The organism is Maribacter confluentis, from assembly GCF_030505015.1.
Classification (GTDB): Bacteria; Bacteroidota; Bacteroidia; order Flavobacteriales; family Flavobacteriaceae; genus Maribacter; species Maribacter sedimenticola.
Genome location: NZ_JAUKUC010000001.1, coordinates 961,527 through 971,784 on the forward strand (window position 1 = coordinate 961,527; position 10,258 = coordinate 971,784).

The following is a 10,258-nucleotide window of genomic DNA, read 5'->3' on the forward strand; positions in this document are numbered from 1 at the left end:
TAAAATTAGACTTTTATATTCATTAATTGGGCACCTATGGCACAATCCAAACATTTGCCGGTTTTACAATATGCATTGTAGAGTTGAAGATAAGCTTGGGAAGATTTTGCATTTGTAATCTGTCCCCCAATGTCCCTATATCTTTCAATAATACTGTTTTGTTCATTTTTAAAAGTACCCATCAATTGAAATAATGCATCATTATTTGTTTGACCAGTATATTGTTGATAGCTAAATTTTAAAGGAATTACCGTATTTATCATAATTAGCTGAACAAAAGAATCTGTAATATGCTTAATTTTACTATTAGATTCTTTTTCAAACGTGTAATGGGTATTCCAATATTCATTTGTACCCAAATCCACTAGATCAGATGCATTTACATCTTGGCTATCTATTAAATTTTGAAACAAACTATTATTGGTAGCATAAATTTTGGAAAACTGTGCGAGTCTTATGGTAGGAAAGTTAAGTGGCCTTAATTTAAAAAATTTTGGTTTGGTCAAAGGCTGAACTAAACGGTATTTGGACTTTAAATATTGATATTCCCTATATAACCGATTATAGTAGCTATCTAGCCCCGGTTCCTGTTCTAACAACCCTGCCTGCCCCATGAGCAAACTTTCCATTACCAAAGGTTTCCCAAATAACTTTCTGACTATAGAATAGCGTATAGATTTCCCAATGGCCAAAAATGCATCTGCATTTATTTTGGAACCAAAATTTTTTAAAAGCATCAAGAACAGAACATATTCCCAATCATTGTCTGTAAATTTCAACAATTCTTTAATTACCCCGGACTTGCCCTGTAAACGCTCTATGAACAGGCGGTCAAGCCAATTTTCCCTTATGAACGTATCAACTTGCTTAAACTCATTCTCGCAATTTATAAATTTATAATTCTTAGTATTGAATAGTTGCTTGTACGTTTCAAGCAATGCTACAGAAATATATTCCTGCAAGGATAAGGTGGGTATTTGAGTACCATCTTTTCTATATACTGAAACATCGTCTTTCCAAACCACATGAAGAATGACATTGTCGTAACTTGCATCTAATTGGTGGTTATGTGCAAACCAATCTGAAGATTTTATATGGATTTCTACGTTGCCGGCCCATAGTTGGCCGTCCAGTTCTATTTGGGCATTAAAAAAATCGGGACCGCTTAGTTGGTTGTGTAATCCAGAACTCTTTACCTGAATAGATTTACCACATGTGGACTGCAGACCGTTTAAAGGATATTTTTTGTATTTCCATAAATAATGCAGTAAATCCTCTTTCATTTCCTAAAAATAAAAAACCCGCCGTAAAGCGGGTTAAATTATTATAAGAAATTATTATTCTGTCTCACCTTCCCAATTCATAAAACCTCCTTGAAGGTTATACGCATTCTCAATTCCTAAACTATTCATGATTGAACACGCTTGTCCGCTTCTGTTACCGGACCTACAATACACATAATAATTTTTGGACTTGTCCAATTTCTGTAATTCCTCAACGAACTCCTGTCCTTTATATATATCAAGATTAATTGAATTGGGAATTATACCGTCTTCCAATTCTTCTTCTGTTCTAACATCAAGTATAACTGCATTGGGATCGTTTTCCAATTGCTCTTCCCAATCTTGTTGTGATAAATCTGCCATAGTAATTAATTATAGGGTAAAAATAATCGATTTTTATGAAAATCATACCCTCCTTAAAATTTAACAAAAAATTAATCGTAATAAAAACCAACTAGATAAAAATCTGATTACATTTGTATATACAAATATTGTATTAACATGAATGTAGAGGAAATTATTAAGACCAAAACAAACATACCATTACCCAAGCGCACAATTATTCATTTATCATTGGTTGTGAACAAGATTGATGAAATAATTGCTACCGCACTCAAACCTTATGAAATTTCCATTCAACAATATAATGTACTAAGTATTCTAAGGGGTCAGAAAGGAAATCCTGCAAATTTATCTACAATTAACGAACGCATGGTAACAAAAATGAGCAATACCACTAGGCTTGTAGATAAATTGATTATGAAAGGTTTTGTAAAGCGCCGTGTGTGCAAGGAGAATAGAAGAAAGGTTGAAATTTTAATTACGGAAACAGGATTAAACATCCTTACGGAAATTGATGGTATACTTTTTGAAACTGAAAAACGTATTCTAGAAAATTTCAACGAAAATGATTTAAATGAGTTTAATATTTTACTTGATAAATTTTAATTACTATACATGAAAAACGTTCTAGATAAGCTTAACTGGCGATATGCCACCAAAATGTTCGATGCTTCCAAAAAGGTATCTAAAGAAGATTTAAACATACTTTTAGATGCGGCAAGACTTACTGCCTCATCATACGGGTTGCAACCCTATCATTTTTATGTCATAGAGGACAAGGATGTTAGGGCCAAATTAAGAAAAGCCTCATATGATCAGGCACAAATTACTGATGCATCGCACCTTTTGGTATTAGCAAATAAACCTACCTTTGACGAAAGTTTGGTAGATAATTATATTGATAATATTATAAAGACTCGCGGGGTTTCCAAAGGTGATGTTGAAGGATATTCCAACATGATGAAAGGGGCACTAATGGGATTGCCAGATGCACATAAAAACTCTTGGACATCAAACCAGACCTATATTGCCCTTGGTAACCTATTGACCATTGCCGCAGAGATGGAAATAGATACGTGTCCTATGGAAGGTTTTGACAAAGCTCAATACAACGAAATATTGGGATTAGCAGAGAATAACTTGAACGCGGCGGTAGTATTGGCCGTAGGATACCGTTCTAACGAGGATAAGACCCAACATTATCCAAAGGTTAGGTATTCCAAAGAAGAAATTATTACACATATATAAATTAACACAAACATTAAAAATTAAAAAAAATGAAAAAATCATTATTAAGTTTAGCATTGGTTGCCATATTTGGATTAACGGCAACTGCCTCTACCCCAAAGGAAGATGAGAAAAAACAAGTAAACGTTAGCGCCAGTACAGTAACATGGAAAGGATATAAAGTTACTGGGGAACATAATGGTACCATTAAACTTAAATCAGGTTTTTTGGAAATGAACGGTAAAAAATTAACCGGTGGTGAGTTTGTAGTAGATATGACCACTATCTCTTGTAGTGATTTAGAACCAGGACAAGGAAAAGAAAAACTGGAAGGTCATTTAAAATCTGGCGACTTTTTTGGAGTGGAAAACCACCCAACCTCCAAATTGGTTTTTACTTCAGTTAAACCAATGAACGATACGTCTTATACCGTTACCGGAGACTTGACCATTAAAGGTATTACCAGTCCCGTAACTTTGGTTGTTTCTATGTTTGAGAACAAAGCTACAGCTACGATTAAAGTTGACAGAACAAAATTTGATATTAAATATGGCTCTGGTAGCTTCTTTGATAATTTAGGGGATAAAGCTATCTATGATGAGTTTGACCTGGTAGTTGACCTTGCTCTTTAAATTGCTATTTAATTTTAGAATTAAATTTTAAACAATTTTAAATCCCTTTGATATATTTCAAAGGGATTTTGCTTTTTGATACCGTAAAGTTTGAAAGTTTAATTTTCCTTTTTATATTTGATGCTCAATGAAAAATTTAAATGTAAATACTTGGTGGTGGAGCAACTTACGAAAAACATCGTGAGCAAAGCATCATTGTAGTAAAACTATATAAAGGCTTGTCATCACGACAAGCCTTCTTTATTTTATCAAATTACCTTATGACCTATCAATTTAAAACATACCACAAAAAAATACTGGCGGACACCGTAACCCCTGTAAGTGTTTACTTAAAAATAAGAGACCGTTTTCCAAACAGTATTCTGTTAGAAAGTAGTGATTACCATGCTAACGACAATAGTTTTTCTTATATCTGCTGCAATCCTATTGCATCTATAAAAGTTGAAAACGAACATATCTATACACAATTTCCTGATGGAAATACAGAAACAATGGAAATTACACCAGAAACGGATGTAGTTAATATCATAGATAATTTTAGCAAAACCTTTAAAGCAGATAGTAATGATTTTAAATTCATAAATAACGGTTTATTCGGTTATATGGCTTATGATGCCGTTCGTTATTTTGAAGATGTAACATTATCTCCCAAACCGGACTCCATTAAAATTCCGGACATCTATTATGCTGTATATCAGAATATCATTGCTATAAATCATTTTAAGAACGAGGCATACCTTTTTGCACATTGTTATGACGCTGAAAATAATATTCCTGAGTTGGAACAACTTCTTCAAATCAGAAACTTTGCCACCTATAATTTTAAAATAGAGGGAGATAAGGATTCTAACTTATTAGATGAGGAATTTAAGGAACATGTTGCCCTTGCTAAAAAACACTGCCAACGGGGCGATGTTTTTCAGCTGGTATTAAGCAGGCGTTTTTCCCAAGGATTTAAAGGAGATGAGTTTAACGTATATAGAGCTCTACGTTCCGTAAACCCTTCTCCCTATCTTTTTTATTTTGATTATGGCGATTTTAAAATTTTTGGCAGCTCTCCTGAAGCACAACTTATTGTCAGTGACGGCAAGGCAGAGATACACCCAATAGCCGGTACTTTTAAAAGAACGGGCAATGATGAGCAAGATGCACAGCTTGCCAAGGAACTTAAGGCAGATGATAAGGAAAACAGTGAACATGTCATGCTTGTGGATTTGGCCAGGAATGATTTAAGCAGGAACGGTAATGTTGTACAAGTGGAAAATTATAGGGAAGTACAGTTTTTCTCTCATGTAATCCACTTGGTTTCCAAAGTCACCGGTATGAAAAAGAACAATATCCCTACCATGAAAGTAGTAGCGGACACCTTCCCGGCGGGCACATTGAGCGGAGCTCCAAAACATATGGCCATGCAGCTTATAGAAAAGTATGAAAAAACCAGTAGGGGTTACTATGGTGGCGCTATTGGGTTTATGGACTTTAAAGGCAACTTTAACCACGCCATAATGATCAGGACCTTTTTAAGCAAAAATCACAAATTACATTATCAAGCGGGTGCGGGACTTGTTGCGGCATCCAACCCAGAAAGCGAGTTACAGGAAACATATAATAAATTGGGAGCACTGACCAAAGCTTTGGAATTAGCTGAAGAAATTTAACATGAAGAAAATATTAGTCATAGACAATTACGATAGTTTTACCTATAACCTAGTCCATTATCTGGAGGAACTTGGTTGCGAGGTAATCGTAAAACGTAACGATCAACTTACATTGGATGAAGTTGACGCTTTTCAGAAAATAGTCTTATCACCTGGTCCCGGTATACCTGATGAGGCAGGCCTCTTAAAACAGATTATCGCTACCTATGCCCCTACCAAAAGTATTTTTGGCGTATGCCTTGGCCAACAGGCAATAGCAGAGGTTTTTGGCGGCACATTAATTAATATGGACGAGGTATACCACGGTATTGCTACTAAAATAAACATTACTAAAGAGGACCTGATCTTTACGGACATGCCAAAGGAAATTGAAGTTGGACGCTATCATTCCTGGGTTGTAAATGCCAATCTACCAAATGAACTAGAAGCTACTTCAGTTGATGAAAACGGACAGGTAATGTCCTTGAGGCATAAAAAATATGATGTTCGCGCAGTTCAATTTCATCCAGAATCAGTACTGACACCACAAGGCAAAAAGATGTTGGAGAATTGGTTAAACCTGTAATACCAAGTAACTAGAAAACTTAAGCAAGAAAATAGCGTAGTAATTGCCTATTACTTAATAGTATAAAAATGAAGGAAACACTAAATAAACTTATTAATCACGAAACATTGTCCAAGGAGGATGCTAAGCATATTCTAGTGAATATTGCAAAAGGTGATTACAACACCAGTCAGATAGCAGCATTCCTAACCGTATATATGATGCGTAGTATTTCCCTTGAGGAACTGGAAGGATTTAGAGATGCCCTGTTGGATCTTTGCCTGGCAGTTGATTTATCTGCCTATAACCCTATTGACCTTTGTGGTACCGGCGGTGATGGTAAGGACACCTTCAATATTTCTACATTGGCATCATTTGTTACCGCCGGTGCAGGAGTTAAAGTAACCAAACACGGTAATTATGGTGTTTCTTCTAAATGTGGTAGCAGTAATGTTATGGAGTTTTTAGGTATTAAATTTAGTAATGACCCCGGTTTTTTGGAAAAATGTATCGATCAGGCCGGCATATGTGTTTTACACGCTCCACTTTTTCATCCTGCCATGAAAAATGTAGCACCCATTCGCAAAGATCTGGCCGTAAAAACATTCTTTAATATGTTGGGTCCTATGGTAAACCCCGCTTTTCCAAAAAACCAAATGGTAGGTGTCTTTAATTTGGAACTTGCTCGTATGTACGGTTACCTCTATCAAAAGACCGATAAAAATTTTACCGTCCTACATGCTTTGGACGGTTATGATGAAATTTCATTGACCGGTAACACAAAAACTATTTCCAACCATACGGAAAGTATGTTGAAGCCTTCTGATTTTGGTGTAAGCCAAATTATGCAATCAGATATAGTTGGGGGAGATTCCATTGACACTTCTGCTCAAATTTTCCTGAACGTATTACAGGGCAAAGGCACGGAAGCACAGAACAATGTGGTATGTGCCAATGCGGGTATTGCCATTGCTACAGTTGAAGACCTTACACCCGTTCAAGGTTTTGAACGCGCAAAGGAATCGTTAATGAGCGGAAAGGGACTTGCGGCATTGAAAAAAATACAGGAGCTGAGTAGAAATTGAGAAATAAAAAATAATTTGTCAAAAACACAAATGCATAGCAGTAACTAATGAATATTCTTGATAAAATAGTAGCCGACAAACGGAAAGAAGTAGATTTAAAAAAATCAATACTATCCATATCATACTATGAAGCTTCAGTTTTCTTCAAAAGAAGTACAATTTCTTTGGCTAAGGCGCTAAAAACAAGTGATACAGGTATTATATCTGAGTTTAAACGCAGGTCTCCATCAAAGGAAAGCATTAACCAAAACGCCAACGTTGGCCAAGTGGCAAAAGGGTATGAAAAAGCTGGCGCTTGCGGTATGAGCGTATTGACGGACATTAAATATTTTGGTGGATCTTTAGAGGATTTGATTTTGGCCAGGGCATCCGTACAATTGCCCTTGCTCCGTAAAGAATTTATTATTAGCGAATATCAAATTATAGAAGCCAAGGCATTTGGTGCCGATGTTATTTTATTAATAGCCGCTATCTTGACCAAGCAAGAAATAAAAAAGTTCTCCGAGCTTGCAAAAAGTTTAGGCCTAGAGGTGTTACTAGAGGTGCATAATGAGGAAGAGTTGCACAAATCCATAGTGCCCAGTTTAGACATGTTAGGAGTAAACAATAGAAACCTCAAGAATTTTGAAGTAAGTCTAAATACGAGTAAAACCCTTTCCCAACTAATTCCGGATGACTTTGTAAAAGTTTCCGAAAGTGGTATCAGCTCCATTGACGCAATCAAAGAACTTAGACCTTACGGATATAAAGGGTTTTTAATTGGTGAAAATTTTATGAAGACCAATGACCCGGGCAAAAGTGCCCAAACATTCATTAAAAATTTAAAAACGCAATGAAACTCAAAATTTGTGGAATGAAACATAATACGGCCGAGGTTGCACAATTGCGACCAGATTACCTTGGCTTTATCTTTTGGGAACATTCCTCAAGATTTTTTGACACTGAAATTCCACAGCTACCCCACCATATTAACAAAGTAGGAGTTTTTGTAGATGCCACACCCAAATATATCATTGAAATGGTGAAGAAGCATCAACTTCAGGGAATTCAGCTTCACGGACAGGAAAGCCCAATATATTGTAAAAACATTTCATTGGAACTTATAAAGGAAAATCAAAAAGTGAGCATTATTAAAGTGTTTTCCATTAAGGATGAGTTTGATTTTGGAATATTACAGCAGTATGAAAATTGTTGTGATTTTTTTCTGTTTGATACGAAAGGAAAATTACCGGGAGGCAATGGCTACACCTTTAACTGGTCTGTTCTAAAAAATTATCCGTCTAACAAACCTTATTTTTTAAGTGGAGGCATTGGACCGAACAACCTGGATAAAATCAAAGAATTTTTAGAATTGCCTGAATCCAAATACTGTTATGCCATTGATATCAATAGCAAATTTGAATTACAACCCGGATTAAAAAATATTGAAGAATTACAAAAGTTTAAAAAAGCGCTATGAACTATAATGCAGATGAAAAAGGATACTACGGTGAATTTGGTGGTGCCTTTATCCCTGAAATGTTGTACCCAAACGTAGAGGAATTACGACAAAATTATTTAAAGCTGATGTATGAAGAATCTTTCCAAAAAGAATTCCATCAACTCTTAAAGGATTATGTGGGCAGGCCTTCTCCCCTATATTATGCAAAACGGCTTTCAGAAAAACATGGCTGTAAAGTCTATCTTAAAAGGGAAGACCTCAACCATACCGGCGCCCATAAGGTAAACAATACCATTGGTCAAATCTTAATGGCCCAAAAACTCGGTAAAACAAGAATTATTGCCGAAACCGGTGCCGGACAACATGGGGTAGCTACCGCTACGGTCTGTGCACTAATGGGTATGGAATGTATTGTGTATATGGGGGAAATAGACATTGCACGCCAAGCACCCAATGTTGCCCGTATGAAAATGTTGGGTGCAGAAGTAAGACCTGCCAAATCCGGAAGCAGAACCCTTAAGGATGCCACAAATGAAGCAATAAGGGATTGGATCAACAATCCTGTAGATACACACTATATCATTGGCTCCGCTATAGGACCACATCCATACCCAGATATGGTAACAAGATTTCAATCCGTAATATCCGAAGAGATAAAATGGCAGTTGAAAGAGAAAGAAGGTCGTGAAAATCCAGATTACGTGGTAGCCTGTATTGGTGGCGGAAGCAATGCCGCGGGCACTTATTACCATTTTCTCCATGAACCGGAAGTAGGTATAATTGCGGTTGAAGCTGCTGGTAAGGGAGTTCACTCCGGCGAAAGTGCAGCTACGTCTGCCCTTGGAAAAATAGGTATTATCCATGGCTGTAAAACCATGTTGATGCAAACCGCTGATGGGCAGATTACAGAACCATATTCCATATCTGCAGGACTGGACTATCCTGGGGTAGGACCAATGCATTCACACCTATACACATCTAAAAGGGCAGAGTTCTATTCCGCAACAGATGATGAGGCCATGGCAGCAGGATTGGAACTGTCACAACTGGAAGGCATCATACCTGCCATTGAAACCGGCCATGCATTCGCCATTTTCAATCATAAAAAATTCAAGAAAGATGATGTGGTCGTAATAAGTCTATCAGGTAGAGGAGATAAGGATTTGAACACATATATTGATTATTTTAAGTTAGCATAACATAACACCTTATGAGCAACAGAATCAACACCAAATTAAAAGAGGACAAAAAACTATTATCCATATATTTTACAGCTGGATATCCTTCACTGAACGATACGGTGCAAATCATAGAAGACCTAGAAAAGAACGGGGTAGATATGATCGAAATTGGACTGCCCTTTAGCGACCCGTTAGCTGACGGACCTACCATACAGGAAAGCTCAACGGCGGCATTGCACAATGGCATGACCACAGAGATCTTATTTCAACAGATCAAGGATATACGCAAATCAGTTTCCATACCCTTGATCATTATGGGTTATTTTAACCCGGTATTACAATATGGTGTTGAGGCCTTTTGCCAAAAATGTCAGGAAATTGGCATAGACGGACTCATTTTACCTGACCTCCCCTTAGATGTCTACCAAGAGGAATATGAGGCTTTGTTCAAAAAATATGGACTGATCAATGTTTTCTTGATTACTCCACAGACCAGTAACGAGCGTATTGCCGAAATTGACAAGGCCTCTAACGGGTTTATTTATATGGTAAGTACTGCCAGTGTCACTGGATCTAAATCAGGATTTGGCAAAGAGCAGGAAAATTATTTTGAGCGTATTGCCGCTATGAACCTTAAAAATCCGCAAATAGTTGGTTTTGGAATCAAGGACAAAGAAACGTTTACGCAAGCTACAAAAACCGCCAAAGGCGCAATTATTGGATCAGCATTTATAAAATTTTTGACCTCAAGTGGGCCTAAATCAATCTCACAATTTGGTAAAAAAATTCGCTAAACAAGTTTTCTTTTCAAACAGAATAGATATCCGTTTATAATTTCTAACCAAGCTTTACTTAGCCATGAAAT

12 protein-coding genes are annotated in these 10,258 nt (G+C 36.6%); 10 read left to right on the plus strand and 2 right to left on the minus strand.

Annotated elements, in window-relative coordinates; genetic code table 11:
- Nucleotides 1-5 precede the first annotated feature (5 nt).
- Together Q2T41_RS04210 and Q2T41_RS04215 are read right to left on the minus strand one after the other, a co-directional pair.
- Nucleotides 6-1,283: a DUF2851 family protein gene (locus tag Q2T41_RS04210; protein ID WP_304435065.1), complete on the minus strand. Its 1,278-nt coding sequence runs from the start codon at nt 1,281-1,283 to the stop codon at nt 6-8.
- 54 nt (nt 1,284-1,337) lie between these two features.
- The gene (locus tag Q2T41_RS04215) at nt 1,338-1,646 is read right to left on the minus strand and encodes a rhodanese-like domain-containing protein (RefSeq protein ID WP_304435066.1); all 309 of its coding nucleotides are present in this window, start codon (nt 1,644-1,646) and stop codon (nt 1,338-1,340) included.
- A 138-nt stretch (nt 1,647-1,784) separates the two neighbouring features.
- Here Q2T41_RS04215 and Q2T41_RS04220 point away from each other — a divergent pair, with 138 nt between their 5' ends.
- From Q2T41_RS04220 to trpA, 10 genes are all read left to right on the plus strand, one after another.
- Nucleotides 1,785-2,231 (plus strand): MarR family winged helix-turn-helix transcriptional regulator, encoded by a 447-nt coding sequence (locus Q2T41_RS04220; RefSeq protein WP_089262986.1) that lies wholly within the window; start codon nt 1,785-1,787, stop codon nt 2,229-2,231.
- Nucleotides 2,232-2,240: 9 nt separating this feature from the next.
- Complete coding sequence (locus tag Q2T41_RS04225; RefSeq protein WP_304435067.1) at nt 2,241-2,873, plus strand: NAD(P)H-dependent oxidoreductase; 633 nt, start codon at nt 2,241-2,243, stop codon at nt 2,871-2,873.
- A 29-nt stretch (nt 2,874-2,902) separates the two neighbouring features.
- Nucleotides 2,903-3,484, plus strand: coding sequence for a YceI family protein (locus tag Q2T41_RS04230; protein ID WP_089262990.1), 582 nt, complete (start codon nt 2,903-2,905; stop codon nt 3,482-3,484).
- Between the two features lie 260 nt (nt 3,485-3,744).
- Nucleotides 3,745-5,142: an anthranilate synthase component I family protein gene (locus Q2T41_RS04235; RefSeq protein WP_304435068.1), complete on the plus strand. Its 1,398-nt coding sequence runs from the start codon at nt 3,745-3,747 to the stop codon at nt 5,140-5,142.
- Nucleotide 5,143: 1 nt separating this feature from the next.
- Nucleotides 5,144-5,707, plus strand: coding sequence for an anthranilate synthase component II (locus tag Q2T41_RS04240; protein WP_304435069.1), 564 nt, complete (start codon nt 5,144-5,146; stop codon nt 5,705-5,707).
- 68 nt (nt 5,708-5,775) lie between these two features.
- Nucleotides 5,776-6,771, plus strand: a complete 996-nt coding sequence (gene trpD, locus Q2T41_RS04245) for an anthranilate phosphoribosyltransferase (RefSeq protein ID WP_304435070.1) — start codon at nt 5,776-5,778, stop codon at nt 6,769-6,771.
- Nucleotides 6,772-6,818: 47 nt separating this feature from the next.
- Nucleotides 6,819-7,607 carry an indole-3-glycerol phosphate synthase TrpC gene (gene trpC / locus Q2T41_RS04250; RefSeq protein WP_304435071.1) on the plus strand — a complete coding sequence of 263 codons (789 nt, stop codon included), beginning with the start codon at nt 6,819-6,821 and terminating at the stop codon, nt 7,605-7,607.
- Nucleotides 7,608-7,624: 17 nt separating this feature from the next.
- Nucleotides 7,625-8,230, plus strand: a complete 606-nt coding sequence (locus Q2T41_RS04255) for a phosphoribosylanthranilate isomerase (protein ID WP_449288631.1) — start codon at nt 7,625-7,627, stop codon at nt 8,228-8,230.
- The gene (gene trpB / locus Q2T41_RS04260; RefSeq protein ID WP_304435073.1) at nt 8,227-9,411 is read left to right on the plus strand and encodes a tryptophan synthase subunit beta; all 1,185 of its coding nucleotides are present in this window, start codon (nt 8,227-8,229) and stop codon (nt 9,409-9,411) included. The genes Q2T41_RS04255 and trpB overlap by 4 nt, the downstream gene beginning before the upstream one ends.
- Nucleotides 9,412-9,422: 11 nt before the next feature.
- Nucleotides 9,423-10,187 carry a tryptophan synthase subunit alpha gene (trpA, locus tag Q2T41_RS04265; RefSeq protein WP_304435074.1) on the plus strand — a complete coding sequence of 255 codons (765 nt, stop codon included), beginning with the start codon at nt 9,423-9,425 and terminating at the stop codon, nt 10,185-10,187.
- Nucleotides 10,188-10,258 lie beyond the last annotated feature (71 nt).

Excerpts from the sequence above, each read along its gene's own strand:
- Q2T41_RS04210 (WP_304435065.1), bottom strand. The coding sequence starts at position 1,283 with ATGAAAGAGGATTTACTGCATTATTTATGGAAATACAAAAAATATCCT.
- Q2T41_RS04215 (WP_304435066.1), bottom strand. The coding sequence starts at position 1,646 with ATGGCAGATTTATCACAACAAGATTGGGAAGAGCAATTGGAAAACGAT.
- Q2T41_RS04220 (WP_089262986.1), top strand. The coding sequence starts at position 1,785 with ATGAATGTAGAGGAAATTATTAAGACCAAAACAAACATACCATTACCC.
- Q2T41_RS04225 (WP_304435067.1), top strand. The coding sequence starts at position 2,241 with ATGAAAAACGTTCTAGATAAGCTTAACTGGCGATATGCCACCAAAATG.
- Q2T41_RS04230 (WP_089262990.1), top strand. The coding sequence starts at position 2,903 with ATGAAAAAATCATTATTAAGTTTAGCATTGGTTGCCATATTTGGATTA.
- Q2T41_RS04235 (WP_304435068.1), top strand. The coding sequence starts at position 3,745 with ATGACCTATCAATTTAAAACATACCACAAAAAAATACTGGCGGACACC.
- Q2T41_RS04240 (WP_304435069.1), top strand. The coding sequence starts at position 5,144 with ATGAAGAAAATATTAGTCATAGACAATTACGATAGTTTTACCTATAAC.
- trpD (WP_304435070.1), top strand. The coding sequence starts at position 5,776 with ATGAAGGAAACACTAAATAAACTTATTAATCACGAAACATTGTCCAAG.
- trpC (WP_304435071.1), top strand. The coding sequence starts at position 6,819 with ATGAATATTCTTGATAAAATAGTAGCCGACAAACGGAAAGAAGTAGAT.
- Q2T41_RS04255 (WP_449288631.1), top strand. The coding sequence starts at position 7,625 with ATGAAACATAATACGGCCGAGGTTGCACAATTGCGACCAGATTACCTT.
- trpB (WP_304435073.1), top strand. The coding sequence starts at position 8,227 with ATGAACTATAATGCAGATGAAAAAGGATACTACGGTGAATTTGGTGGT.
- trpA (WP_304435074.1), top strand. The coding sequence starts at position 9,423 with ATGAGCAACAGAATCAACACCAAATTAAAAGAGGACAAAAAACTATTA.